General features: G+C 63.0%; 20 protein-coding genes. 7 read left to right on the top strand and 13 right to left on the bottom strand.

Annotated elements, in window-relative coordinates; all coding sequences use genetic code 11:
• Positions 1-69: 69 nt before the first annotated feature.
• The 6 genes from P3T42_RS35555 to P3T42_RS35530 form a co-directional block, all read right to left on the bottom strand.
• On the bottom strand, positions 70-2109 hold the full coding sequence (locus P3T42_RS35555; protein ID WP_429308652.1) for an acetoacetate--CoA ligase: 2040 nt from the start codon (positions 2107-2109) through the stop codon (positions 70-72).
• Positions 2110-2134: 25 nt separating this feature from the next.
• The gene (locus P3T42_RS35550) at positions 2135-2848 is read right to left on the bottom strand and encodes an ABC transporter ATP-binding protein (protein ID WP_074294261.1); all 714 of its coding nucleotides are present in this window, start codon (positions 2846-2848) and stop codon (positions 2135-2137) included.
• Positions 2848-3621 carry an ABC transporter ATP-binding protein gene (locus P3T42_RS35545; protein ID WP_429308651.1) on the bottom strand — a complete coding sequence of 258 codons (774 nt, stop codon included), beginning with the start codon at positions 3619-3621 and terminating at the stop codon, positions 2848-2850. The genes P3T42_RS35550 and P3T42_RS35545 overlap by 1 nt, the downstream gene beginning before the upstream one ends.
• The gene (locus tag P3T42_RS35540) at positions 3618-4919 is read right to left on the bottom strand and encodes a branched-chain amino acid ABC transporter permease (RefSeq protein WP_429308662.1); all 1302 of its coding nucleotides are present in this window, start codon (positions 4917-4919) and stop codon (positions 3618-3620) included. The genes P3T42_RS35545 and P3T42_RS35540 overlap by 4 nt, the downstream gene beginning before the upstream one ends.
• 15 nt (positions 4920-4934) lie before the next feature.
• Positions 4935-5882 (bottom strand): branched-chain amino acid ABC transporter permease, encoded by a 948-nt coding sequence (locus P3T42_RS35535; protein WP_429308650.1) that lies wholly within the window; start codon positions 5880-5882, stop codon positions 4935-4937.
• 115 nt (positions 5883-5997) lie between these two features.
• Positions 5998-7242 carry a branched-chain amino acid ABC transporter substrate-binding protein gene (locus P3T42_RS35530; RefSeq protein WP_429308649.1) on the bottom strand — a complete coding sequence of 415 codons (1245 nt, stop codon included), beginning with the start codon at positions 7240-7242 and terminating at the stop codon, positions 5998-6000.
• Between the two features lie 322 nt (positions 7243-7564).
• On the opposite strand from P3T42_RS35530, the gene P3T42_RS35525 reads away from it, so the two are divergent.
• The gene (locus tag P3T42_RS35525; RefSeq protein ID WP_429308648.1) at positions 7565-9142 is read left to right on the top strand and encodes a class I adenylate-forming enzyme family protein; all 1578 of its coding nucleotides are present in this window, start codon (positions 7565-7567) and stop codon (positions 9140-9142) included.
• A gap of 160 nt (positions 9143-9302) precedes the next feature.
• Here the strand turns inward: P3T42_RS35525 and P3T42_RS35520 are convergent, their stop codons facing one another.
• Positions 9303-11297 carry an arabinofuranosidase catalytic domain-containing protein gene (locus tag P3T42_RS35520; protein WP_290439568.1) on the bottom strand — a complete coding sequence of 665 codons (1995 nt, stop codon included), beginning with the start codon at positions 11295-11297 and terminating at the stop codon, positions 9303-9305.
• Positions 11298-12097: 800 nt separating this feature from the next.
• Between P3T42_RS35520 and P3T42_RS35515 the strand changes: the two genes are divergently transcribed.
• On the top strand, positions 12098-12985 hold the full coding sequence (locus tag P3T42_RS35515; RefSeq protein WP_429308647.1) for an isocitrate lyase/PEP mutase family protein: 888 nt from the start codon (positions 12098-12100) through the stop codon (positions 12983-12985).
• Between the two features lie 36 nt (positions 12986-13021).
• Here P3T42_RS35515 and P3T42_RS35510 read toward each other — a convergent pair whose 3' ends face one another.
• Positions 13022-13819 carry a hypothetical protein gene (locus tag P3T42_RS35510; protein WP_429308646.1) on the bottom strand — a complete coding sequence of 266 codons (798 nt, stop codon included), beginning with the start codon at positions 13817-13819 and terminating at the stop codon, positions 13022-13024.
• Between the two features lie 188 nt (positions 13820-14007).
• Between P3T42_RS35510 and P3T42_RS35505 the strand changes: the two genes are divergently transcribed.
• Positions 14008-15003 (top strand): helix-turn-helix transcriptional regulator, encoded by a 996-nt coding sequence (locus P3T42_RS35505; RefSeq protein WP_429308645.1) that lies wholly within the window; start codon positions 14008-14010, stop codon positions 15001-15003.
• Positions 15004-15159: 156 nt separating this feature from the next.
• A complete protein-coding gene (locus P3T42_RS35500) occupies positions 15160-15786 on the top strand; it encodes a helix-turn-helix domain-containing protein (RefSeq protein ID WP_074294252.1) in 627 nt (208 codons plus the stop codon).
• A 69-nt stretch (positions 15787-15855) separates the two neighbouring features.
• Here P3T42_RS35500 and P3T42_RS35495 read toward each other — a convergent pair whose 3' ends face one another.
• Positions 15856-18792: an FAD-binding and (Fe-S)-binding domain-containing protein gene (locus tag P3T42_RS35495; RefSeq protein WP_429308661.1), complete on the bottom strand. Its 2937-nt coding sequence runs from the start codon at positions 18790-18792 to the stop codon at positions 15856-15858.
• 197 nt (positions 18793-18989) lie between these two features.
• Positions 18990-20018, bottom strand: a complete 1029-nt coding sequence (locus tag P3T42_RS35490) for a DUF1338 domain-containing protein (protein WP_429308660.1) — start codon at positions 20016-20018, stop codon at positions 18990-18992.
• Between the two features lie 194 nt (positions 20019-20212).
• Between P3T42_RS35490 and P3T42_RS35485 the strand changes: the two genes are divergently transcribed.
• On the top strand, positions 20213-21145 hold the full coding sequence (locus P3T42_RS35485) for a LysR family transcriptional regulator (protein ID WP_171991588.1): 933 nt from the start codon (positions 20213-20215) through the stop codon (positions 21143-21145).
• Between the two features lie 95 nt (positions 21146-21240).
• Here the strand turns inward: P3T42_RS35485 and P3T42_RS35480 are convergent, their stop codons facing one another.
• Positions 21241-22359: a 4-hydroxyphenylpyruvate dioxygenase family protein gene (locus P3T42_RS35480; RefSeq protein WP_429308644.1), complete on the bottom strand. Its 1119-nt coding sequence runs from the start codon at positions 22357-22359 to the stop codon at positions 21241-21243.
• A gap of 229 nt (positions 22360-22588) precedes the next feature.
• Positions 22589-23581 carry a pca operon transcription factor PcaQ gene (gene pcaQ, locus P3T42_RS35475; RefSeq protein ID WP_074294250.1) on the bottom strand — a complete coding sequence of 331 codons (993 nt, stop codon included), beginning with the start codon at positions 23579-23581 and terminating at the stop codon, positions 22589-22591.
• A 108-nt stretch (positions 23582-23689) separates the two neighbouring features.
• On the opposite strand from pcaQ, the gene pcaH reads away from it, so the two are divergent.
• Both pcaH and pcaG read left to right on the top strand, forming a co-directional pair.
• The gene (pcaH, locus tag P3T42_RS35470) at positions 23690-24394 is read left to right on the top strand and encodes a protocatechuate 3,4-dioxygenase subunit beta (protein ID WP_429308643.1); all 705 of its coding nucleotides are present in this window, start codon (positions 23690-23692) and stop codon (positions 24392-24394) included.
• Positions 24395-24397: 3 nt separating this feature from the next.
• Positions 24398-24988 carry a protocatechuate 3,4-dioxygenase subunit alpha gene (gene pcaG, locus P3T42_RS35465; protein WP_429308642.1) on the top strand — a complete coding sequence of 197 codons (591 nt, stop codon included), beginning with the start codon at positions 24398-24400 and terminating at the stop codon, positions 24986-24988.
• Between the two features lie 177 nt (positions 24989-25165).
• Here pcaG and tssJ read toward each other — a convergent pair whose 3' ends face one another.
• Positions 25166-25699, bottom strand: coding sequence for a type VI secretion system lipoprotein TssJ (tssJ, locus tag P3T42_RS35460; RefSeq protein ID WP_429308641.1), 534 nt, complete (start codon positions 25697-25699; stop codon positions 25166-25168).
• Positions 25700-25710 lie beyond the last annotated feature (11 nt).

Genomic DNA, 25710 nt, shown 5'->3' with positions numbered 1-25710 from the left:
CGATCGCGCAGTGTCCACCCTGTCGACGTACAACGCGGATGCGCACCCACTCTCTGGGAACGTAACCCGCTAACCCTGACGACGCGCCGCGTGCAAAGCAGCTTGACCCACGTACCAGTCCACGCACTGCGGATTCGCCATCGCCTCACGATTGACCACCTTCTCAAGCGCATGGCCGAGAAACAGTTTCTTGACCGGCACCTCCTGTTTTTTGCCGGACAAGGTACGCGGAATTTCCGGCGCCTGCAGAATCTGATCCGGCACGAAACGCGGCGACAGCGAGGTCCTGATGGCCGCCGCCAGGCGCGCTTCCAGCGCCGCATCCAGCACGAGGCCCTCGCGCAGAACGACGAAAAGCGCCAGATAGCTTTCGCGGCCGAGAAACTCGAGATCGATCACCATCGAATCGAGCACTTCGGGCAACGCCTCGACCGCGGCATAGATCTCGCTAGTGCCCATGCGCAAGCCGGCACGGTTGATCGTCGCGTCGCTGCGGCCGTAGATCGTGCAAGCGCCGTCCGCGTCGATCCTGAGCCAGTCGCCGTGACGCCACACGCCGGGGTAGACGTCGAAATAGCTCGACAGGTAGCGGGCATTGCCCGCATCGCCCCAGAAATGGAGCGGCATCGCGGGAATGGGACGCGTGCAGACCAGCTCGCCCACTTCGCCGATCACCGCTTGTCCCGCTTCGTTCCAGGCCTCGACAGCGGCACCCAGTTGACGGCATTGCATCCGCCCCGGCACTTGCGGCAGTTCACGGTTGCCGGTGATGAAATTGCCGCACAGATCGGTGCCGCCGGAGATGTTGAGCCACCAGATGTCCGGCGTGCCCATGGCGGCGAATTGCGCGCTGCCCCAGCGTTGCACGTCTTCCGGCAGCGGCGAGCCGGTCGTGCCGACGGCGCGCAAGCGTGAGAGGTCGCCGCATTCGGCCAGCGACAACCCCGCCTTCATGCAATTGCCGTGGAACGCTGCGCCCGCGCCGAGGATAGTGACCTTGTGCCGAGCGGCGAAGCGCCACAACACGCCCCAGTCCGGATGGTCCTTGCTGCCGCTGGGACTGCCGTCGTAAAGGCAGATGGTCGTGCCGGCCAGCAAACCCGACACCTGCACATTCCACATGATCCAACCGGTCGAGCTGTACCAGTGGAACCGTTCACCAGGGTTGTTGCTGCTATAGCTCGCGCCGAAGTCGCTATGCAGCACGACACTCAACCCGGTGACCAGAACGCCGCCGTGGCTTTGCACGATCGCTTTGGGCAGGCCCGTGGTGCCGCTCGAGTACACCACCCACAGCGGATGATCGAAGGGCAACCACTCGGGAACAAAGGCCGCCGTGGCGGCATCGTCGCGTGCGACTGTATCGGCGAAACTCAGTGCGTCCGCCACACGCGATGCCGCATGTGGCGTTTCCAGCACGATCAGCGTCTGCACATCCGGCAGCGCCGCACGCAGCGAGGCCACCACCTGGCTGCGATCCATCGAACGACCCGCGTAGCGGACACCGTCCGCGGCAATCAGGACGCGCGGTTCGATCTGACGAAACCGGTCGATCACGGCCTGCAGTCCCATGTCCGGCGCGCACACGCTCCACACCGCGCCGATGCTGCAACAGGCGAGAAACGCCACCACGGTCTCGGGCACGTTGGGCAAATAAGCCACCACACGATCGCCACGTTGCACGCCGCGCTCTCTTAGCGTCAACGCAAGCGCGGCGACCTGGCGCTTCAGTTCGGGCCAACTGAGCTCTCTGATCCAGCCCTGCTCGTCCTCGCTGATAATGGCCGCCATACCCGCCGCATGCGCGGCGTCGGCGTGCCGAAGCACCTGCTGCGCGTAGTTCACCTGGGCGCCTGGAAACCAGCGCGCGCCGGGCATACGCTCCTCGGCCAGCACCGCGCTGTAGGGTGTCGGCGATTGCATGCCGCCGTATTCCCAGACGCTTGCCCAGAACGCGTCGAGATCCGTGACGGACCAGCGCCACAGCGCATCGTACGAATCGAACGCAAGGCCACGCGTTCGATGCAGCCAGTCCTGATACAGGCGGATTTGCGGAATCCAGGCGGGACTAGCAGGCCGGCATCCGGCGACAGAATCGGTTGAGTTCATATGTTCGGTCGACAATAAAACAGCGCTACACCTCCAGCCACTCCTTGCGCACCTGCGCATTGGATTTCAGCTCGGCAGGCGTCCCCTCGAAGACGATGCTCCCGTGACCCATGACATAGACGCGCTGCGAGATGTCGAGCGCGATAGCGAGCTTCTGCTCGATCAGCAGCACCGACACGCCGCGCTCCTTGAGCGCCTGCAGATACTCGGCGACCAGCGCCACCAGCTTCGGCGCGAGTCCTTCCGTGGGCTCGTCGATAAGGATCAGGTCCGGGTCGCCCATCAGCGTGCGGCACAGCGTCAACATCTGCTGCTCGCCCCCTGAGAGCACGCCCGCGGCAGTATTCTCGCGCTCCTTCAGGCGCGGGAACATGCCGTACATGTCCGCCAGCGTCCAGCGCGGCTTGCCCTGGCGCCGACTGCGCTTCTCGCCCAGCAGCAGGTTCTGGCGCACCGTTAGCGTGGGGAAGACGTCGCGATTCTCAGGAACATAACCAATGCCCAACTGGGCGATCTCGAAGGTGCGACGCCCCAGAATTTCCTCGTCGCGAAAGCGCACCGAACCCGCGGCCTTAACCATCCCGAGGATGGTTTTCGCCATGGTGGAACGCCCTACGCCGTTGCGCCCGAGCAGAGTGACGATCTCGCCTTCGTCGACATGCACATCGACGCCTTGCAGAATGTGGCTCTTGCCGTAGTAGGCGTGCAGGCCTTGCACGTCGAGCATGCGCCCGCTCATCAGTGCGCTCCTTCGGTGGAGCTCTCGTCAAGGGACGCGCCGAGATAGGCCTCCTTGACCTTGCTGTTGTTGCGGATCGCCTCGGGGGTATCCGTCGCGATCACCTCGCCATAGACCAGCACCGAGATACGATCCGCGAGGCCGAATACCACGCCCATGTCGTGCTCGACCATCACCAGGGTCTTGCCCACCGTCACATTGCGAATCAACTCCACGGCCTGATCCGATTCGGAACGGCTCATACCCGCGGTGGGTTCGTCGAGCAGGATCACCTCGGCGCCGCCGGCAATCGTGATGCCGATTTCCAGCGCACGCTGTTCAGCGTAGGTCAGGAGGCTTGCCTGCGTTTCGCTGCGCCGCTGCAGCCCGATCAGTTCCAGCACTTCTTCGGCGCGCTGTCGTGCATCATGCAGCTTCGCCAGCCGATGCCAGAACGAGTATTTGTAGCCATGCGACCATAGCACCGCGCAACGCAGATTTTCGAACACCGAAAGCCGGTGAAAAATATTCGTGATCTGGAAGCTGCGCGACAGCCCCATGCGATTGATCACGAACGGCTTGAGGCCGCCAATCTCGACACCGTTCAATTTGACCGAGCCGGAACTCGGCGCACAACGCCCCGAAATCAGATTGAAGGTGGTCGACTTGCCCGCACCGTTGGGCCCAATCAGTGCATGGCGCTCACCTTTAGGAATACTCAGGTTGACCCCACGGATGATCTCCGTCTGGCCGAAGTTCTTGGTGAGCTCGCTCAATTCCAGTGCGGCCGTCATACCCCGCCTCCTGCCATTTCCGCCTGCACGGCGTCCCACGCCTGATGCACCCGCGCTACCGCCGCGCGCCAGGCCAGCACTCCGGCTAGCCACAGCGCCACGGCCACCGCCCAGGGCTTGAACGAGGCGGCATCGAAAGCGAAACCCACCAGCGTCATGCCGGTACCGTTGTCGCTGTCGATCTGCAGTTTGTAGGTCAGCTCGACAGTGAGGATCAAAGCGGCCAGCAAGACAACACCCGCTCCCAGCGCGACCGCGTAGGAGGGCAGCATGCGGCCCAGCTTGCGCCTCGCGAGCAGCGGCACCTGTTTCATCAACAGACTCGAGACGCCGCCCGGCACGAACATCACCATCAGCACGAAGAAAAGCCCCAGATAAAGCAGCCACGCCTGAGTCAGGCTGGACAGCGCAACGGCGAACAGCACAAACACCACCGCGCCGATGACAGGCCCGAAAAAGAACCCGCCACCGCCGATGAACGTGGCCAGCAACACGCTGCCGGAATGCACCGCGCCCACGTTCTCCGCCGATACGATCTCGAAGTTGATCACCGACAGCCCCCCGGAAATCCCGGCGAAAAAGGCCGACAAAATCACCACGAGGTAGCGCACGCGCTGGGTGTTGTAGCCGACGAACTCGGCCCGCTCGGCGTTGTCGCGCACGGCGTTGGCGATGCGGCCCAAAGGCGTTTGCGTCCACGCATACATCGCGACCATCGACAGCAGGCACCACAACGCGATCAGGTAATACACCTGACGCCCTGGCCCATACGTGATGCCGAGTACCGCATTGCCGACGACGCGGTTAGTCGAGATGCCGCCCTCTCCGCCAAAGAAGTCCGGAAACATCAGCGAACTGGCGAACACCATTTCGCCGATCCCCAACGTAATCATGGCGAACGTGGTGCCCGCTTTGCGTGTGGTCACATAGCCGAACAGGATGCCAAAGAACGCACCGCCCAAACCGCCCACCAGCGGCAGTAACGAGACGGGGAACCACAACGCGCCCGCGCCGACCTGGTTGAGCACATGCACCGCGATGAACGCGCCCATGCCCGAATACACCGCGTGGCCGAAGGACAGCATGCCCGACTGGCCGAGCAGCATGTTGTACGAGAGCGCGAAGATGATCATGATGCCCATCTGCGACAACAGGGTGATGGCGAAGCCGCTGGAAAAGATCAGCGGCGCCACCGCCATCACAAGGGCCGTCAGCCCCCAGATCAGATAGCGCGCGAGATGACGCGATGAAGCAGCGGTAAGGCCCGGGGCCATGGCGTGTTCGTAGCTTTGCCGCATAGTGGGTTTCATGATCTAGCCCTCCCGGGTTCCCATGAGACCACGTGGGCGCACAATCATCATCACCACCATCAGAAGATAGGGCAGCACCGGCGCCATCTGCGACACGGTCAGTTTCCACACCGACGACAGCGACGTGGCGCTCGTCACATGCAGGCCGATTGCGCCGAACAGGTCGGCGAGCGAAGCGTCGATGGTGACGGCGAAGGTTTGCAGCAGCCCGATCAGCAGCGACGCGATAAACGCCCCCGCGAGCGATCCCATGCCGCCCACTACCGCCACGACAAACACAATGGTGCCGACCGAAGCGGCCATCGACGGCGAAGTAACGAACGCATTGCCGCCAATCACACCGGCCAGACCCGCGAGCGCAGCACCGCCGGCGAACACCAGCATGAACACGCGTTGCACATTGTGACCGAGGGCCTCGACCATCTGCGGATGCGTCAGCGCGGCCTGGATCACGAGGCCGATGCGCGTGCGGGTGAGCACCACGTACATCGCGATCAGCATCGACACCGACACGAGCATCATGAAGGCGCGGTACTTGGGAAACACCGACGTGAAGACCTGGAACAGCGGGCCGTCGAGTTCCTGCGGAATGCGGTAAGGCACGGCGGACTGCCCCCAGACCAGCTTGACGGCTTCTTCGATCAGATAGGCGAGACCGAACGTGAACAGCAGTTCGGCCACATGCCCGTACTTGTGCACGGTGCGCAGTCCGAAGCGCTCGACGAGCGCGCCGACCACCACCACCAGCAAAGGAGCCAACACAAGCGCCGGCCAGAAGCCGAGCTTGCTGGCGATGGCATACGCAAAATACGCGCCCAGCATGTAGAAGCTGGCGTGCGCGAAATTGAGCACACCCATCATGCTGAAGATCAGCGTAAGCCCCGACGACAGCAGGAACAGCAGCAACCCGTAGCTGATGCCGTTCAACAGGGAGATGACGAAGAATTCCACGGACAATGTTCCTTACTTCTTGCGGCAGCGTCGGCCAGCGCGTGCCTTGCAATGGAGCGCGGCCAGGCTGACCCGGCCCGCTACCCATCCTTCATCCGCTGACCGGCATGCCGGCCTAGTTCGGTCGCTTCATCTGGCACGTAGTCGGCTGGCTCGCCGACGAAGCGTCGAGCACGGCGTCGGTTCGCCAGCCATAGCCGGTCTTCTCCTGGTCATACTTGACGTCTTTGCCATCCGCCTTGACCCAGGTGGCGATCACAAGGGGCTGCTGCGCCTGATGGTCGGACGCGCGCATCTCGACGATGCCGTTCAGGCTTTGGACCTTCATGCCTTCCATGGCCTTGGCCACCTTGACCGGATCCGTGGACCTGGTTTCCTTCATCGCCTTGCCCAGCATCGCCACGGCAGTATAAGCGGCCATTTCGAAGAAATCGTCATCGTATTTCTTCTTGAAGCCATCCATGATCTGATCCGCTTGCGGCGGATTGTCCCTGGTGTTCGCGCCCATATAGCCGACATACCTGACGCGTCCGGCGCCCGCCGCACCCATCGCCGTCGGCACGCCGGTCGTGGAGGCGTAGTAAGTATAGTAATTCGCGGTCACGCCTGCGTCCTTGCCGGCCTTGATCAGCAGTGCGAGATCGCTGCCCCAGTTGCCCGTGATCACCGTATCGGCGCCGGATGCCTTGATCTTGCTGGCATACGGCGAGAAATCCTTGACCTGTGCCAGCGGGTGAAAATCGTCGCCCACGATCTGGATGTCCGGACGCTTGCGCTTGAGATACTCCTGCGCGGTGCGCGACACGTCATGGCCGAAGGAGTAATCCTGATCGATCAGGTAGACCTTCTTGACGTTGGGATCCTTGGCGAGAAAGGTGGTCAACGCTTCCATTTTCATATCGGCGTTGGCATCGAAACGGAAGTGCCAATAGTCGCACTTGCTATTCGTCATGGCCGGATCCACTGCGGCAAAATTCAGGTAGATGATCTCCTTGCCGGGATTGCGCGCATTGTACTTGGACACCGCGTCTTCAAGCGCGAGGCCCACCGAGGAACCGTTGCCCTGCGCGATATAGCGGATGCCCTGGTCGGCCGCCTCATTGAGCAGCGTGAGACTTTGTTGCGGCGACAACTTGTTGTCGAACGGAACCATTTCGAATTTCTGCCCGCCGGCCCAGTCCTGCTGGTTGGCCACCTCGGTCACGTATTGCCAGCTCTTCAGCTCGTTGTTTCCCAACGAACCCATCAGACCCGACAGCGTATCGATGTACGCGATCTTGACCGTTTCCGCCGAAGCGGTACCGCAAGCCAGCGCCATGAACATGGTTGCACCAGCCGCCAGGGAACGCATCTTTTCCATTCAGTTGTCTCCTACGATTTCAGAATCGATCTTTATCTTAGGTATAACTAACTATGTGCGAAGACGGCTCAAGCGCGCAGGTTGGCGCCGTGGCTAGCCGGCGAATCAACATGCAATTTCGCACGACCGTTCGGAGCATGTCAACGGGCAAACCGTGCAAATGATGTCCCTCGCTGGGCTTAGCCGGGAAAACACCTAGCGCATGGTGCTACGCATCAGAAAGCGAATGGACGTGCTTTTATTTACATGGCGAAGGCTCGCACGTATGATCGCTGGACAATCAGGACGTCCGGCACAACGGAACCCGCGGAGACACATGCACATGACATGGCTTGACGCATTGCTGAACGAACCCTTCGTCTGCATTACGGATATGATCCGCCGCTTCGCAACCGAGCGCGGCGACCATGCTGCCTTGATCTGCGACGGCAAAGTCGTGACGTACGCTGAACTGGACGCGCAAGTCGATCGCTTTGCGGCCGCGTTACAGCGTGACGGGCTCGAGCCTTGCGACGCGATTGCGCTGTGTGCTGCGGCATCGGTCGAATACGTCGTGGCCTTTCTCGGTGGCCTGCGGGCGGGCGCGGCAGTGGCGCCGCTCGCGCCTTCTTCGAGCGCGGCGAGCCTCGTCAGCATGATCGGCAATTCGGGCGCGCGCCTGCTCTTTCTGGACGCCGAGGTCACGCGCCTGCTTGAACCGGTCGCCGGCGAGATCGGCACTACGGCGATTGCACTGGATGGGCATTCGGGCAGTTCTGGCACCAGCGCGCTTCGGACCTGGCTCGCGCCAGAAGGCGCCGAGCCCGTGCCGCTGGCGATCAACCCGGCGTGGCCATTCAACATCATCTACTCGTCCGGCACGACCGGCACGCCGAAAGGCATCGTGCAGTCGCACGGCATGCGCTGGGCCTATGCGCAGCGTAGCATCGAACGCGGCTACGGGCCGCATGCCACCACGCTGATCTCGACACCGCTGTACTCGAACACCACTCTCGTGAGCTTCATGCCGACGCTCACGTTCGGCGGCACCGTCGTGCTGATGCCGAAGTTCGACGCGACGCAGTACCTGACGCTCGCGCAGCAACATCGTGTGACGCACACGATGCTCGTGCCGGTCCAGTATCAGCGGCTGATGGCCCATCCCGACTTCGACCGCTACGACCTGTCCAGCTTCGAAGCGAAGTTCTGTACCAGCGCGCCGTTTGCAGCCAGCGTGAAGGCGGACGTGGTCCGGCGCTGGCCCGGCAAACTCACCGAGTACTACGGCATGACGGAGGGCGGCGGCTCATGCCAACTGGAGGCGCACGCGTTCCCTCACAAACTGCATACGGTCGGCAAGCCCGTGGAAGGTCACGACATCCGCCTGATCGACGAGCAAGGCAACGAGGTGACGCAAGGCGAAGTCGGCGAAATCGTCGGCCATTCGCCGGCCATGATGACCGGTTACTACCGGCAACCGGAAAAGACCGCCGAGGCGGAATGGTACGACCCGGGCGGCAAGCGCTTTATCCGCACCGGCGATATGGGACGTTTCGATGAAGACGGCTTCCTCACGCTGCTCGATCGCAAGAAGGACATGATCATTTCGGGCGGCTTCAATGTGTACCCGAGCGATCTGGAAGCGGAGCTGCGTACGCATCCTGATGTGGCGGACGCGGCCGTGGTCGGCGTGCAGTCGGAGCAATGGGGCGAGACGCCGGTGGCGTTCGTCGTGCGTCACCCACACGCCGTGCTAGACGAAGATGCGTTGCTGGGGTGGATCAATGCGCGCTTAGGCAAGATGCAACGGCTCTCCGCGCTGAGATTCATTGATGCCTTGCCGCGCAGTCCGATCGGCAAGGTGCTGAAACGGGAGTTGCGTGAGCAGTTTCATTCAGCGGCGCGAGGGCCTATCGCGTAGTGCCGAACCTGCTTCTCTTCCCGGCTGATTCCCGGGCTGAATTCTGGCGTCAAAGGTCAAAGGAAAAGGCGGCGCGTTCTCATTCGAAAGCACCGCCCTCCTTCATTGCGCCTCAGGTCCGCAAAATCCGGCGCGGTTTCATGCCTACATACCTACAGACTTACATGCCCAGGTTGCTCACGATAGCGAGACTCGGGCAGTAATGCGTAGCGCTCAAGTACGCCGCTTGCTGCGAACGAACGCCGGCAGCGCTGGACGTCGGCGGATCGATAAACACTTGCGCATTGTTCGACCCTGCCGGAGCAGTGAGGGTCATCGTCACTTTCCACCAGTTGCCCGACTTCACAGCGCTCAGCGAGGTCGCCTGTCCTGCACCCCATGTCCCTCTCACGATCGCACCGGTGTTCGTATTGAGCACCCAGCCGAATTCGGTGCCGTTCGGGTCGTCGGTCTGGATCGATCCGCCGGGGAAGACCGTCGCATTGGTGGTCGCAAGCACATAGTCAGTAAAGCTATACGATTGGCCGCCCTGAACCCGGATGATTTCGCGGACATTCGAAACTGACGAACCATTGGTGCTGGTCACCGTTGCGGCGCCCCGGTTCACGCCCGAGACATCGGTCGCCGGCACGGCGGTGCCGCCATTCTGTTGGGCCCATGTATCCGGTTCGGCGAGGCTCAGCGGCGAATCGATCAGGTTGTTTGCATAGCAGGCAGCCGTAGTCTTGTCGGCCGGCGGTCCGTAAAAGCTGGCAATGCTCGCCTGGATCGCGTTATCGGTCGTGTCCGAGGTTGCCTTGGTGATCACCGCGCCTTCGAAGAACTGAACGGGAGCCGCGCTACCGTCGCCGCCTTCGCCCAGCGACAAGCCGCCTTGCCATTGACCGTTAAAGGCATGGCCCGCATCGTTGCCAAAGTTAAGGGCTTCGGGCGGCGCCTGGTCATAGGCTGCGGTGAGGACACTCTGCGAGGAAGAGCCATCCTTAACCACAAAGACATTTGATGCGGTCACGGGTGAGTATTTGGAGAGGACGGTGACGAACTTGTCCTTCGGCGGTTGCTGCGGCCCGTAGAGATAGACACCCGCCTCTGCATCGACACCCGGCCAGTTGGTATCGAGCGCGTTGCACACCGGGTCCTTCACGTTGGGCGCCTGGCTCGAATCGCCATCGCAATAGCCAAACACCGCGGCGTTGCCATTCGAGAACGCCAGCGCGAACATCTCGCCTTCGACTTCGCCATGTGCATAGGTGCCGGAGTTAGCACTGCTCTCCATATTGCCGTACGTGCCGCAGCAGGTCGATGACTGGCTGTAGTGCGCGCCTGCCACCATGTACTCCGCGATCTCGGTGTCCCCGATCGACTGGTTCACCGTACCAAAGCGGTTGCGATACGCCTGTCCCGCCAACGTCCCCAAGGCCGGAATCTCGGCGCCTTGCGATGGTACGAAGCCGAGCTTGGCGGGCGTGCCGGGTAGCGCCGGCAAGTCGTTACCGATCGATACCTGCAGGGTAGGCGACGCAGTGGTCAACGCGGTGGGAGGCTGCAGCAGTTGCACAGTCAGCGTCCCCGAGCCTGGAAGCGTGATCGTCGCAAAGCCGTTGAGGACCGGAACCGTCGTCGCTTTTTGCGCCGCTGAACTGGTGCTCGGAACGGTCAACGACTCGGTTCCGTCCGCGTTGAGCGTGAGGGTAGCCGGCACATTGCCGAACGCGCCACCCTTCAGCGGCGCCACCAGGTCGATCTGATCGTAGAGGTAGGTGACGGAACAGGTGGTGTTGTTGCAGAACGCGTTTGCGCTGTTGACATTGGCTGAGCCGATCAGCGTGCGGTCCGCGCCACGCGGCAAACTACCCGACGTATACGGATAGACGTTCAAGGTGGTGTTATCGGACGCCCGCTGGATCTGGAACAGCGGACCCTTGTAACTCTTCGTCAGCAAGCGCGTCACACTGTGGGCTGCAGAGCAAGGCGTGTTGGCGGTTGCGGCGGCGTCGCACGGTAGCGGAACCGACGAGCTTGCCTCATCCGTCGATGCACTGTCGTTTGACTGGGCTGCGGCAGTCGCCGGCGACAAACTTGAGTTCGATACCCCGGCGGCCTGCGATGCGCTGCCGCCACTGTCTCCATCGCACGCAGCAAGCGCGACAGTCATTGCCAACAAGACGGAAATTAATCCCACTCCTCTGGACATCATGACCTCCTCCTATAAGACCAAGCATCGGATTAGATTCAGAACATTTAGTTATGCAAACTTACTGATACAGAATCGTCACGGGTCAAGCTAGCATGCTTCGGAACTGTCAGTCGCTTACCACGGGTTAGAAGATGAACTACGGGGTGATGCAGCGCGCCGTCTCGACCGCGCCGCGCCTGGTAACGAGATTGAACTTCGGGTGGAACGCGCGGATGCCAGCGTGCTGCCCGGCGAGCGGGCCGTCGAATGGCACTGATGGGCCGTCAGGCAAGTACTCGCCTACGGCTCGCGGAAAAGTAACGCTCATCGCGTATCGCTGGTACCGGTGGCTAGTACACGAGGTCGGTGGCCAGCATCGCCACCATCCGTTGCAGCGCTGTGCGACTCATCATCCTCGTCTCCATTGTCGTTGCATCGACTGTCTGCCCAGCGGGTCAGCGGTCGATGCCGCGCGGCAGGGGGACGCCTCGCGTGGTAATAATATTAGTCAATATTATCTCCGAACCTACTAAGGACAATCCCTACGTCGAAAATACGGGGTTCGACCATTTGTGGCGCTGTATCGTCATATACAAGCGGTGACCAGATGCCAGGAAAATATTATCGCTAATATGATCTTTAATTATTTGTTGCGATTGGATTACGTTGTGCATGCGCCGCATGCGCAACCTGACGGGTCGTAGGCCGTAACAGGTTCACGATTGGTATGCTTTCTGCGAACATCCATCACTTCCCGACACTCATCCTGGAGACACGTCATGCCCACCTCGTCCACTGCTCGCCGTGCGGCCTTCCGCGCCAAGGTCGAAGAACGCCAGGGGTTGCTCGTGCCCGGCGCATTCAACGCAATGAGCGCGCGCGTCATTCAGGACGCCGGTTTCGAAGCGCTCTATCTGACCGGCGCCGGCGTGACCAACATGTCGCTCGGCCTGCCGGATCTGGGTTTCGTCGGCTTGCACGAAATCGCCGAACACACGGCACGGGTGCGCGACGCAGTCGAACTGCCGTTGATCGTCGATGCCGATACCGGCTTCGGCAATGCGCTCAACGTGCGCCATACGGTGCGCACGCTCGAACGCAGCGGCGCCGACGCGATCCAGTTTGAAGACCAGGTGATGCCGAAGAAATGCGGTCATTTCTCCGGCAAGGAAGTGATCGCGACCGGTGAGATGCTCGGCAAGATTCACGCAGCCGTCGATGCCCGCGAGGACCACAACCTGCTGATCGTCGCACGCACCGACGCCGCCGCCGTGCATGGCATCGAAGACGCGATCGAGCGCGGTCACCGCTTTGTCGAAGCGGGCGCGGACATCCTGTTCATCGAAGCGACGGAATCGCTCGCCGACATCGAGCGCTTGCCCAAACTGATCAACGCACCGCAGTTGATCAACATCGTGATCGGCGGCAAAACGCCGACGCAGTCGCGCGAAGCGCTCGGCAAGCTCGGCTACGCAATCGTGCTCTATGCGAACGCCGCCCTCCAGGGCGCGGTACTTGGCATGCAGCGGGCGCTCGGCACGCTGCGCGACAACGGCCGGCTGGACGAAGACGCCTCGCTGGTCGCGCCGTTCAGCGAGCGGCAACGGCTCGTCAACAAGCCTTTGTACGACCGGCTCGATCGCGAATACGCAGATAAAGAGAAGTGAACGCGACGGCCGCTCGTCGCAGTCAGCCGTTAAAGCTCAGCGGCCGACAAACATGTCCCGGTAAGCGCCGTAGAGCGACAGCAGCGGTACGGCTGTCAGCAGCGGTGTGAGCACCAGGGCACGCAGCGCCAGCGGAACCATCGGCGCCAACACCATGGCCGCCGTCAGCGCTACCACGTACGTCAGCGTCACGGACCAGTTGCGAGCCAGCCCGCGCAGACCCACGATCATCGCCCTGCGCGGGATCATGTCCTGCAGCATCACAAGTGCCGAAGCGAAGCAGGTGCCCGCGATCGCGACTGCGAAGATCGATGCGCCGAGCAGCGCTTCGAGCGCGGCGCGCATGCCATGGCCGCCGCCATCCTTGAGCAAGACGTTGTGCACGCCGCCCGCGTTAGCCAGGAGGTTCAGCGAGACATGCAAGGTTGCCAGCACGACCCCATAGCCGACGACTGCTATCGCTGCGCCGTACAGCCCGATCACGCACAGCGCGTTGCTGCGCCGCGCCAGCGCCGCGAGGGTCTCGCGCAACAAGTTGGACCGGCCTCTACGGTCGCCATCCTGCACAAACATCAGCCCTGCCGCCACAAGCGGCGTCAGCAGCACCGCCAGCGGACACAACAGCGGCAGGAACCCCAGCAGCGTCACGCAATCCGCGCAGACCAGCAACACGCTGAGCCACAGCACCGGCTGCCTGCTCATGGCACGCGCGCCGCTCACCAGCCAGTCGGCAATACGTAGAGGATTGACTTCTCTTCCACCGGAAAGAGGCCGTGCCGGCACACGATGGAGGCGGGTTTGCCTGGAAACGTCGCTCGGGTAATCGATGTTCATGACAGTGTCCTCAGTGAAAGCGAAAGACTTCCGCTCGTAGTCCTGCCAGCAAGCGATCCGGTGCTTCGTCGTTCGGACGTTGCCGCTGCCTTTACCGGCCGGCGCGAAATCGTCCGGGCCTGCCGTTACTGCTAATCTACGGAGCATTGCGGACAGAGGTTGTCCGCATCCAGGGAGACCGACGTCGAATGTTGCAAAACTCCACAAGGCTGCTGCGTCTGCTGGGCATGCTTAGAAGCGCCCAATCCTGGCATGGCGCCGTGCTGGCCGAGCGCCTTGGCGTCACTGAGCGGACCGTGCGACGCGACGTCGACCACTTGCGCGGCCTCGGCTACCGGATCGGCGCGACGCCGGGGCCCGACGGGGGTTACAGCCTGGAAGCAGGGACGAGCTTGCCGCCCCTGCTTTTCGAGGAGGACGAAGCGCTCGCAGTCTCGCTGGCGCTGCGAACGCTAGCCGCCAGCGGCGTGCAGGGCATTGAAGAGTCGGCGCTCGCCGCCCTCGTCAAGCTAGAGCATTTGATGCCTCCGAGGCATGGCCGCAAGGCGAGGACGTTCTTCGCCTCCATCCAGAAGTTGGCCCAGGCGGGGCCCAGGGTCGATCCGGTCGTGCTGGCTGCGCTTGCCGGCGCATGTGCCGATCGCGAGGAAGCGCAGTTTCGCTACACGGATGGCAATGCCAGGGTCAGCCAGCGCACCGTCCAGCCCCAAGGCCTGGTCAACGCTGAATCACGCTGGTACCTCGTCGCCTGGGACTGTAGCCGGGCGGACTGGCGCACGTTCCGCGTCGATCGGGTGATCCCGCCGATTTCAACCGGATCGCGTTTCGAGCCTCGGCGCGGGCCGGACAAGGGCGATCTGGCCGCGTACGTCTCCCGTTCCGTTTCCACCGCGGCGTACCCGGTGCGCGCCAAAGTGATCCTTCACGCGCCGATGCAGGCGCTTGCCCAAAGCATCTGCCCGCTCGTCGGCCAGTTGGCGGCACTCGATTCGCAGCGATGCATCGTCCACACGGGGGCGCATTCTCTCCACTCGATCGCCGCCTGGCTGTGCACGCTGGAAGTCGAATTCGACATCGAGGAGCCTCCCGAACTGGTGGAATTCCTGCGCAGCATGAACACCCGCATTCATCAGGCGTTGGGGCGTTCCGAATATAAGGAAACTGCCGGCCCTTCGACCCGTTGAAGTTTCCGATGGGAAAACGCCATCCTCGTTCTCATCCCATACACCCGCTCGCCGCGCAGCTACGCGCCGTTCTTGCCCGGCAAGGTTCCGACGTCCCCCCAATGTTATGATCGGAAACATTGCACGCCATGCGGCGCGCTTTTGCCCCTACACCCCATGGATACCCATCTCACCAAACCCGCCGAGCCCTCCACGTCGGACCTGGGCCGGCGCGTACGTGCTGCGCGTCAGGCGCAGGACCTGACGCTCGAGACGGCGAGCCGCCTGTGCGGCGTGTCGCGCTCGACCTTGTCGAAAGTCGAAAACGGCCTGATGTCGCCGACCTTCGACGTGCTGCAAAAGATCGTGCTCGGCCTGAAGATCGAAATCGGCGAACTGTTCGGCTCGACGCCGAAGGTCAGCGCCGGCGGCCGCCGCGCGTTGACCCGCAAGGACGCGGGCCAACGTCATGCGTATCGCGGCTATCAGATGGAGCTGCTCGCCACCGATCTCGCGCACAAGGCCATGCTGCCGTTTCGCATCCGCATCTCGGCGCACACGCTCGATGCGTTCGACGACTGGGGACGGCACGAAGGCGAAGAATTCCTGTACGTGATCAGCGGCAGCGTGTGCCTGTACTCCGAGCTGTACGCGCCCACCCATCTGAATGCGGGGGACAGCATCTATTTCGACAGCCGCACCGGCCACGCCGCGGTCTCCACCAGCGACGAAGACGCCGAGGTCTTGTGGATGGCCACCAGCGCGGATATTCCGCAAACGCCGGTGGAAGCGTCGAAAAAGTAGACCCGCCGCAACCGGCACGTCGGTCCACACACGCTTCATGTCACGCGAGGGACTGCGGCGCTGAGCCTGCTAGAGAGCAGCAGCAGTCTCACTAGCCGCTTGCGTCCCATTGCCCACCGCCAACGCCCGCTGCGCCAATTGGGCAATATGCAGCGCGTGACGTCCGGTACCCTGCTCGATCTGCTCGCGACAACTGAAGCCGTTGGTCAGCACAAGGGTGTCAGCCGCCGCACCGCGAATCGCCGGGAACAGTTTGTCTTCGCCGATCTTCTCGGACAGCGCGTGATGCTCCGCGTTAAAGCCGAAGGATCCGGCCATTCCGCAGCATCCCGTATCGAGCAATGCCCATTTCACGCCGAGCCGCTCCAGCAGCGCCGTGTCGCCTTGCATGCCGAACAGCGCCTTCTGATGGCAATGACCGTGCACGACGACTTGGGCATCGAGCTTCGGCCAGTCGAACGGCTCGCGCACCACGAAATCCGAAAACAGGAAGGTCTGCGCCGCGAGGCGCCTGGCTTGCGCGTGATCGGGCAATTGCTTGAGCAGCTCGTCCTTGAAGACGGACAGGCAACCCGGTTCGAGGCCCACCAGCGGCACGCCTGCAGCGATATCGTCGGCGAGGTCGTCGAGCACATTCACCAGCAATTCGCGCGCACGCTCGAGCAGGCCGAAGTCATACAGGGGACGGCCGCAGCACAAGCGCTTTTTCGGCAGCACGACGTGCCAGCCGAGTTGCGTCAACACGTCAGCGGCAGCCTCGGCAATCTCGGGCGAGAAATGGTCGCTAAAGGTGTCCACCCAGAGGATCACTTTGCGATTGGATGGCGTGGACCCAGCCGTCACAGGCGCTGCATTACGCGCTCTGGCCGCGCGTCGTGCAATCTCCCGATACGTCTGCCGCGCGAACTTCGGCAGTTCACGTGCTTGCGCCACTCCGGCAATCCACTTGCCGAGCGGCGCAAGACCCGGCGCCGACATCATGAAATTGGTCAGGCGCGGAAAACGCGCGGCAAGCGGCGCCCATTCGCCGATCCGGCCCATGAACATCGCCTGACGCGGCCGGCGCTTCGTTTCGTAGTAATGCGAAAGAAATTCGGCTTTGTACGACGCCATATCCGTATGCGTCGGGCAGTCGGATTTGCAGCCCTTGCAGGCAAGACACGTGTCGAGCGCTTCCTTGACTTCGCGACTCTGCCAGCCTTCGGTAATAACCTCGCCCTGCAACATCTCCCAGAACAGATGCGCGCGACCTCGGGTCGAGTACTTCTCCTCGCGCGTGGCCCGGTAGCTGGGGCACATCGTTCCGCCGTCGAGCGAGCGGCACTTGCCCATGCCGATACAGCGTTCGACGGCGCGCTGGAAACCGTCGCCCTCCTGGCTCGCGAACGTCAGCCGGGTCTGCAGGTTCACCGGCCGATACGCCGGCCCCATGCGCAGGTTTTCGTCAGCGCGGTAGGCATGCACCACCTTGCCGGGATTGAGACGGTTGGCCGGATCCCAGATCGCCTTGAACTGCTCCATGGCCCGCATCAATTCCGGGCCGTACATGATCGGCAAGAACTCGGCCTTCGCCTGGCCGTCGCCGTGTTCGCCGGAGAGCGATCCGCCGAATTCGACCACCAGTTCCGCCGCTTCGCGCAGAAAGCGGCGCCACGTCGCGATGCCTTCCGCCGTGCGCAAATCGAAGGTGATGCGGGCATGCACGCAGCCGTCGCCGAAGTGACCGTACAGGCTGGTTTCGTAACCGTAGCGGTCGACCATCGCCTGAAACGCGCGCAGATAATCGCCGAGCCGCAAAGGATCGACGGCCGCGTCTTCCCAGCCCACCACCGGATCCGGACGCGCAGGATCAACCGACAACGCCACCGCCGACGCACCCGTCTCGCGAATCGACCAGACCTTCGCCTGCAACGCGCGCGCTTCGACGACCATGGTCGAAACATTGGCGCCTGCCGCACCCGAGGCGAAATGCTGAGCCGCCGCGCGAGCCTGCCGTACGGCTTCGTCGTGCGTATCCGCGCCGAATTCGAGCACGACCCATGCATCGCCTTCGGGCAGCAGCGCGATCTCTTCCTTTTTCAGGCCACGTGCCTGCAAGCCGCGAATGATCGCGCGGTCGAGTCCTTCGATTGCTATCGGCCCGCACTGCATGAAATGCGGCACGGCATCGGCGGCCGTGAAAATATCCACGAAGCCCACTACCAGCAGCACGCGTTTCGCCGGGCTCTTCACGAGCCGCACTTTCGCCTGCAAGGTCACCGCACACGTGCCTTCGGTGCCCACCAAGGCTCGCGCCACATTGAAGCCGTTTTCCGGCAGCAGTTGATCGAGATTGAAGCCCGACACGCGCCGCTTGATCTGCGGAAATCTGGCGCGGATCAGCTCCGCGTAGGTGTCGCGCAGCGCTTTCAGGGCCGCGTAAATCTCGCCCTGACGGCCACCCGCGGCGATGATGCGTTCGAGTTCGTCGTCCGCGGTGGGACCGACCCAGAAGCGTGCGCCGTCGTAGGTGACGACTTCGAGGGCTTCGATGTTCTCGACCGTCTTGCCGGCCATCACCGAATGCGCGCCGCACGAGTTGTTGGCGATCATGCCGCCGAGCGTACAGCGGCTGTGCGTGGCCGGATCGGGGGCAAACGTGAGGCCGTGTTGCTCCGCCGCGTCGCGCAGCGTGTCGCAGACCACACCCGGCTCGACAATCGCCGTACGCGCCTCCGGGTCCACCGAGACGACGCGGTTCACATACTTGCTTGCGTCCGCAACCACCGCGACATTCACGCACTGACCGTTCTGCGACGTCCCACCGCCGCGCGGCAGAAACGGCACGTCGTTGCGCCGGCAGACGGCGACGGTGGCGAGCAGATCGTCGACATCAGCGGGGACGACCACCGCCAGCGGCACCTGCCGGTAGTTCGAGGCATCCGAGGCATACAGCGCCTTCGACGCCTGATCGAAGCGCACTTCGCCGCGCACATGCCGGCGCAGATCGGCCTCCAGCGACTGCATGACGGCCGCCGTGCCGCGAAACGGCGAGGCCACATGACGGCCGTCCGCCTTCTCTCCGCGCGCCGATCCAGCCGCAGCGTCTTGTGCGTCGCTGCCGCCCAACTCCACTACGGAGTGTGTCCCAGCGGCCTTGAACCGCGCTTCATCGGTTGACGATTCCACCTCGGCGGCACCTCGTGTGAATGATTGCGTCACGCTCAAGCCGCCTGGCCCGCGGTCATCTTGAAGATCCCCTGGGCATTGCCGGCGTCGAAACGCAGATCGGTTTCCCAGCGGCGTGTGTCCTGATCGAACGTGCGCTTGCGGGTAATGAACTCATAGAACGAGCCCGGTACGTCACGCGTCACCGTGCTGCCATCGGCCGCGCGAAACTCGCGCTTGACGATGTCCGCGCGATACGCGGTCTGGAACACCCGGCCCGAACGCGAACGCTCGACTTCCGGTTTCATCGGACGGCCCTTGGCTTTCTCGTCATCGGAAAGCTGGAATACGTCCGCGACGCGATCCGTCGCATGGTTAAAGGCGTTGCCTTCGGTGGCGATCCACGCCATTTCCGCCGACTCCTTCAACAATACTTCGTAATCCGCCTCGCGGGGAATCTCATGCTGCCGCGCAAACGCACTGACGATCACCGGCAGCAATGCATGCGCCGCGTCGAGCGGCAGCACGCCCTCACGTTCGAGCTCCCACAGTTGCGCGGTGGCGGCCGGCGTCAACGGATCGCGCGACGTGCCGATCACGTGGCTCACCGCCTGCTGAAACTCAGCCGAGAAACGCTCGGGATGCAGTTCGCTCACGAAGAACTGGGAGATTTCATCGGGCGCATCGTCATGCGCCCAGGCACGGCCCGTCATGCCGAGACGGTCCAGCGGATAACGGCCGTTGATGCTAAAGCCAAGCGGTCGCAGGATGCGCGCAAACGCAGCTTCGCCCGGCGGCAGCGCGCCGCTGTGCGCCCAACGTACCGTGCGCAGCGCGCCGTGATCGAAGTACACGCTGCCGCCCGCGGCCAGCGCGTCCTGCGTGTAAGCGCGGCCATTCGCCGAGCGCGCCAGCAGGTCTTCGAACAACACCATGTTCATTGCCTGCGCGAGTTCGGCACGGGTGACGACACCGGGTTCCCATTCGTTGAGCACTTGCGGATGATTCAGCGTCTTGAACAACGTTGCGGTCTTTTCGGCGCCAATCAGTTTGAACAACAGTTGTTCGACATTCGCATTTCGCACGGTGCGCAGGTTCTGCATGGTTTTTCTCAGGAGGGCGGGCTGGGGCAAGTCCGCGCGGAATTGGGGGGCCGCCGGCGCAGCGTCATGTCGGGACGGGACGCACGCACGGCATCGTTTGATGCGAGATTATTCAAATCCGCGGCCCTTCCGTAAAGCGAGATAAAATTCAGACTTGATGCGTTTTCGGAATCAACGTGCGAAAGTTCAAGATCCCCAACATGGGCGCGCTGCTCGCTTTCGAAGCGGCGGCCCGGCATGAGAGTTTCACTCACGCGGCGCGCGAGCTCTTCCTGACCGAAAGCGCGGTGTCCCGCCAGATCAATACGCTGGAGAGCAATCTCGGCGTGCGCCTGTTCGTGCGGGTCAAGCAGCGCGTGGTCCTCACCAAGGCCGGCAAGGTCTACGGCGTGCAGGTGCGGCGTGCGTTGGAGGGGTTGGACCGCGACACGCTGTCGATCATCGCGCACGGCAGCGGCGGCGGCTATCTGGAACTGGCCGCACTGCCTACCTTTGCGTCGCACTGGCTGATTCCGCGGATGGGCGACTTCAACGCGCACTACCCGGACGTGCGCGTGAACATGGGTGTGCGCACCGGCACGTTTCCGTTCGCGGAGACCCATTTCGAAGCGGCGATTCACTATGGCAAGCCTACCTGGCCCGGCACGTCCGCCGATTTTCTGTTCCGCGAGGACGTCGTTCCGGTCTGCGCGGCGAGTCTGCTGACACGGTCGATCACGACGCCGGCCGATCTGCTCGACTACCCGCTGCTGCATTCGACGACGCGCCCGGACGGCTGGGCCAACTGGTTCGAGAAGCTGGGTGTGGACGACAACCGCGCGATGCAGGGCGTGCGCTACGAATTGCATACGATGCTGATCAGCGGCGCGGCTGCGGGTCTGGGTATCGCGCTGGTGCCGCGTTTCTTCGTGGATGCGCAGTTGGAGCGGCTAGGACTCGTTGTCCCCTTCGATGCGCCGGCGCTTGCCGAAGCGGCTTACTACCTCGTGTACCCCACCGAGCTCAGCCACGGCAGGCCGCTCGCGAGCTTCCGCGAATGGCTGCTGGGGCAGGCGGCGGCCTATGGGGCGGCGAACCCGGGGCTGGCCAGTGAGATGGATGAGGCGTGAGGGGACGTTTGCCCTTCGGTCTTCCAGGCGGCCTGGGCGGTCGCCCAGACTTTGCCCCTCTCCCCCGGCTTTCCCGCGAGCACACCAGCTCACGATCAACGCGCCTGCGCCAGCGCGCTTAAATTGCCCTCGCCGAAACCATGGTGTCCCTTGCGCTGCACGATCTCGAAGAAGATCTCGCCGGCGCGGCGCCGCACAAAGGTCTGAAAAAACAGCAGCGGCACACCGTCTGCACCAATCTCGCCGTCCACCAGGATCCGGCCACGCTTGAGCCGCTCGATATCGAGGCCATGGCCCGGCAGCCGCGCGTCGATCTGATCGTAATAGCGCGGCGGCGGCTCGACGAGCTCGATCCCGTTCGCCATCAGTTGCTCGACGCAGCCGAAGATATCGCCGGTGGCGAGGGCAATATGCTGCACGCCCTCACCCGGATGATCCGGCAAATACTCGTGCATCAGGCTCGTGCGGCGCGTGCCTTCCTCATACAGCGGAATACGGATCGCGCCGCACGGCGACACCATCACGCGCGATTCGGCGGAGACGTGCCAGTTGGCATGCAGCTCGTGAATCTCGCGGAAGTTCAGCAGGTCGCGATAGAAATCGAGCCATTCCTGCATGCGGCCCGCGCCGACGGTTTGCGTCAGATGATCGATCGCCACCAGGCCGGTGCCCGCATGGCTCAGGTCGGCCTGCGCCGTATCGATTTCGATAGGCCGGAAGTCGATATCGAAGATCGAGATGTCGCCCACACCGCCGCGCAAACCGCCGCGGCCGCGCCAACGGTCGACGAAGTAAATGTGCGAATCGCCGATGCCCTGAATCGCCGGAATCACCAGCTCGCCTTTGCCGATCTTTTCCCCTTCGAAGGCCCATGCGCCGAGTTCGATCGCACGATCGAAGGCACGCGGGGCATCCGCCACGCGGAGACCCACCGCGCAGATGCCCACGCCGTATTCCTCCGCGTAGCGTGCGGCGAACGAATCCGGCTCGGCGTTGAGCAGAAAATTCATCTCGCCTTGACGGTACAGCGTGACGTCCTTGCTGATATGGCGTGCAATGGCTTTGAAGCCGAGTTGCTCGAAGGTTTGCCCGAGTCCGCGCGGATCGCGCGCGGCGAACTCCACGAACTCGACGCCAGCGGTGCCAAGCGGATTGTGCTCCGGGTCCGATACGGCGCGCAGGGCAGCGCTCGGGGTGGGCAGGTCGCTGGGCATGGCATTCTCCTTGATCATACGTTCCGACGCTCTTCCTGATGTTGTATGCAGGCCAGCGCAATTGCGCAACGTGGCGGCATCTTATGGATGCTACGCGGTGCGTGAACTGGCGATAACTTTCGCACCGTGTTTGTACACCGGGGACGGGGCCGCCCGCAACTGCATTTTGTACTAGATGGTTCACCATCTCGCGCCGTCTTCCCCTGCGAAGACGCGGCCTCGATTCGCTTCAGCGCGGCTTGCGGCGGCGCCTCGTGGCCTTGGCCGGCGGCATGGCGGCCGCAGCGGCGGCGGCCATGCGTTGCCGGGCGACCGTGCGCAGCGCGTCGATCAACGCCAGGCCCACCGGCGACGGCTGCGTATCCGAGCGCCGGATCAGGCCGACCGGCTCGTCAGTCCCCGCGAACGGCAGCGGCAGACGCACCAGCATGCCGTGCGCCAACTCATATTCGACTGCACTTTGCGGCACGAACCAGACCGCGTCGTTCTCAAGCGCCAGCGCCCGGCCGGTCGACACCGAAAGCACTTCGACGAAGGCCGAGAGCGGCGGCACGCCCCACGCCGCCAGCAGACTGTCCGCCGACTGCCGGATCAGCGTGCCGAACGGCGGCACGACCACCGTAAAGCCTTCGAGCAAGGCGGCGGGCAACCCCGCGCTCGCCGCCAGCGGATGCCCGGCGCGCACCACGGCAATCAGCGGCTCGTTGAACAGTTGCTCGAAGCTGAGTCCAACCATGCGCTCGGGGTCGGCCAGACGCCCCACGGCGAATTCGATGCTGCCCGCCTTCAGCCGCTCCAGCAGTTCCGGGTTCGCGCCCGTAGCAAGACGCACGATTACGCGCGGCCATTGGGCGGCGAACAGCTTGAGTACGGGCGGCACCAGCGCGCTCGCGACGGTGGGCAAAATGCCGATCTCCAGCGTGGCCGAGGCCGCGCCCTCAGCCCGTGCCAGCAGATCCACGCCTTGCCGCAGCGCACTGACACAGGCGCTGGCGTGCGGCATGAAGAGCTGGCCCTCGCGCGTGGTCACCGCCCCGTGGCGGCCGCGCTCGAACAGCCTGACGCCGAGAATGGCCTCCAGCTCGGCGACCGTCTTCGAGACGGCCGGCTGCGTAATGGACAAGCTCGCCGCCGCCTTCTGAACCCCGCCGAACTGCGCGACGGCCAGAAAACATTGGAGATGACGGAATTTGACGCGGCTATCCGCGAGACTTCGTTGCATAACGAGAGGTTATACGAAACACGAGAAAACGTCATTTTTCATAACTTCTTGGATTGGCTAAAGTCCTCCCATCCCCGCTATTCCAAAATTGATCCAAGGAGACACCGCATGGACGAGTCCATCCTCACTCCGCGCGACTTCGAATCGCACCCCGCTTACGTCTATCCCGGCTACGGTTCGTCCGTGAAACGCGGCCCGACACGTCCGCTGATTCCGCTGAAGGAAAAGCTGCGCGACCAGCGCGTGCCGGTGTACGGCGCCGAAGACCTGGGCGCGCTCGATAACGACCTGACGCGCAATGCCGTCCGCAATGGCGAGCCGCTCGGCGAGCGCATCATCGTGACGGGCCGCGTGCTCGACGAAGGCGGCCGTCCGGTGCGCAATACGCTGGTTGAAATCTGGCAAGCCAACGCCGCTGGCCGCTACGTGCACAAGGCCGACCAGCACGACGCGCCGCTGGATCCGAACTTCCTCGGTGCGGGACGCTGCCTGACCGACAACGAAGGCCGCTATCGCTTTCTGACGATCAAGCCGGGCGCGTACCCGTGGGGCAATCATCCGAATGCATGGCGTCCCAATCACATTCACTTCTCGCTGTTCGGCGATCACTTCGGCTCGCGGCTCGTGACACAAATGTATTTCCCCGGCGACCCGCTGCTGGCCTTCGATCCGATTTTCCAGGGCACGCCCGAGCATGCGCGCGAGCGCCTCGTGTCGCGTTTCTCGCTGGATACGACCCAGGAAGCCTACGCACTCGGCTACGATTTCGACATCGTGCTGCGCGGGCCGAACGAAACTCCGATGGAGCGCTAAGCCATGACCGCACTCAAACAAACGCCTTCGCAAACAGTTGGACCGTACTTTGCGTATGGCCTGTGTCCCGAGCAGTACAACTTCGATTTCAAGAGTCTCTTTACGACCGCAGTTGCGGACTACGAAGCGGCCGGCCAGCACATCACGATTGTCGGCCAGGTGTTCGATGGCGACGGCAAGGTGGTGGGCGATGCGATGCTCGAGGTGTCGCAAGTGGATAGCGAGGGGCGCTATCCGGCTTCGCGGGCGGAAGTGGAGGCCAGCGGCTTTCGTGGCTTTGCACGGGTCGGCACCGGGACCGATGCGCAGAAGCGGTTCATTGTCGAGACCGTGAAGCCGGGGCGTGCTTCAGCGAACGAAGCGCCGCATCTGAATGTGATCCTGACGATGCGCGGCATGTTGCTGCATACCTTCACGCGAATCTACTTCGACGACGAAGCCGCTGCGAACGACAGCGATCCGGTGCTGGCTACCGTGCCCGCGGAGCGCCGCGCCACGCTGATCGCACGACGCGAGCCTGGCACCAGCAAAACGGTGTACCGGTTCGATATCCGCATGCAAGGCGAGCAGGAAACCGTATTCTTCGATTTATGAGCTTTCACGGCCCTTTCACAATCGAGCGATAGGATCGCGGCTCGCGATGCGACTTGATTGCGAAACTCCGAGTACTTTGAGCCCGCGCTGTGCGGGCTTTTTTTTATCTCATGAGCGTCTTTGGTTAAGGCGCTTGATGCGGCAACACCTTGCCGCAGCGTGCGGCACAAGTGTGCGTCATTGATCGCTCCTCACGCCGGGCGTGTCGCCGGGACTCGCCAGTCTGTTGGCGACAAGTTCCAGCTTGAGCGGTGCATCGGCGGAGAGCTTTTTCTTCGCGACGACGCGGCGCCACGCGCCATTCGAATCCGGGTCGCGGTAGAACGCGACAACGGCCACGTATTCCGTGTCGGCCTGCATCGGTTGCGACATGCTTGCAGAACCGCCGGGGTTGACGACAGTCGCGATACTCGCCTGCAGATCCTGCGCAAGCACGGTCTTGTCGTGCTTCAGCAGATCGTCGTACGACGCGCTATCGAATAACTTGCGGTCCTTGAGCTGGTACACGCGCACCGCGACCGACGTCGAGCGTTGCGCCTCGTCGGGATTGAGCGACGCGCGAGCGGTCAGGTCGACGTTGAGCAGCTTGACCTGTTTGAAGAACACCGCGTGATACGCGCTCGAGCTCGTGTTCGAGACGGACTGCCAGGCGCCGCAAGCGGACAGCAGCAAGCTGGCTGCGAGAAGGGGCGCTGTTGAACGGATAGGCATGGAAACTCCGG

It is taken from the genome of Paraburkholderia sp. GAS38 (assembly GCF_050434965.1).
In the GTDB taxonomy this organism is placed as follows: Bacteria; Pseudomonadota; Gammaproteobacteria; order Burkholderiales; family Burkholderiaceae; genus Paraburkholderia; species Paraburkholderia phenazinium_A.
Note: the sequence above shows the minus strand (reverse complement) of the source record. Positions and strands in the feature narration are given on the sequence as shown.

Bases quoted from the DNA above. Each gene is read 5' to 3' on its own strand.
- P3T42_RS35555 (WP_429308652.1), bottom strand. From the start codon at position 2,109: ATGAACTCAACCGATTCTGTCGCCGGATGCCGGCCTGCTAGTCCCGCC.
- pcaG (WP_429308642.1), top strand. From the start codon at position 24,398: ATGACCGCACTCAAACAAACGCCTTCGCAAACAGTTGGACCGTACTTT.
- tssJ (WP_429308641.1), bottom strand. From the start codon at position 25,699: ATGCCTATCCGTTCAACAGCGCCCCTTCTCGCAGCCAGCTTGCTGCTG.
- P3T42_RS35480 (WP_429308644.1), bottom strand. From the start codon at position 22,359: ATGCCCAGCGACCTGCCCACCCCGAGCGCTGCCCTGCGCGCCGTATCG.
- P3T42_RS35525 (WP_429308648.1), top strand. From the start codon at position 7,565: ATGACATGGCTTGACGCATTGCTGAACGAACCCTTCGTCTGCATTACG.
- P3T42_RS35545 (WP_429308651.1), bottom strand. From the start codon at position 3,621: ATGACGGCCGCACTGGAATTGAGCGAGCTCACCAAGAACTTCGGCCAG.
- P3T42_RS35500 (WP_074294252.1), top strand. From the start codon at position 15,160: ATGGATACCCATCTCACCAAACCCGCCGAGCCCTCCACGTCGGACCTG.
- P3T42_RS35495 (WP_429308661.1), bottom strand. From the start codon at position 18,792: ATGCAGTCGCTGGAGGCCGATCTGCGCCGGCATGTGCGCGGCGAAGTG.
- P3T42_RS35505 (WP_429308645.1), top strand. From the start codon at position 14,008: ATGTTGCAAAACTCCACAAGGCTGCTGCGTCTGCTGGGCATGCTTAGA.
- P3T42_RS35540 (WP_429308662.1), bottom strand. From the start codon at position 4,919: ATGCGGCAAAGCTACGAACACGCCATGGCCCCGGGCCTTACCGCTGCT.
- pcaQ (WP_074294250.1), bottom strand. From the start codon at position 23,581: ATGCAACGAAGTCTCGCGGATAGCCGCGTCAAATTCCGTCATCTCCAA.
- P3T42_RS35520 (WP_290439568.1), bottom strand. From the start codon at position 11,297: ATGACTGTCGCGCTTGCTGCGTGCGATGGAGACAGTGGCGGCAGCGCA.
- P3T42_RS35550 (WP_074294261.1), bottom strand. From the start codon at position 2,848: ATGAGCGGGCGCATGCTCGACGTGCAAGGCCTGCACGCCTACTACGGC.
- P3T42_RS35510 (WP_429308646.1), bottom strand. From the start codon at position 13,819: ATGAACATCGATTACCCGAGCGACGTTTCCAGGCAAACCCGCCTCCAT.
- P3T42_RS35530 (WP_429308649.1), bottom strand. From the start codon at position 7,242: ATGGAAAAGATGCGTTCCCTGGCGGCTGGTGCAACCATGTTCATGGCG.
- pcaH (WP_429308643.1), top strand. From the start codon at position 23,690: ATGGACGAGTCCATCCTCACTCCGCGCGACTTCGAATCGCACCCCGCT.
- P3T42_RS35515 (WP_429308647.1), top strand. From the start codon at position 12,098: ATGCCCACCTCGTCCACTGCTCGCCGTGCGGCCTTCCGCGCCAAGGTC.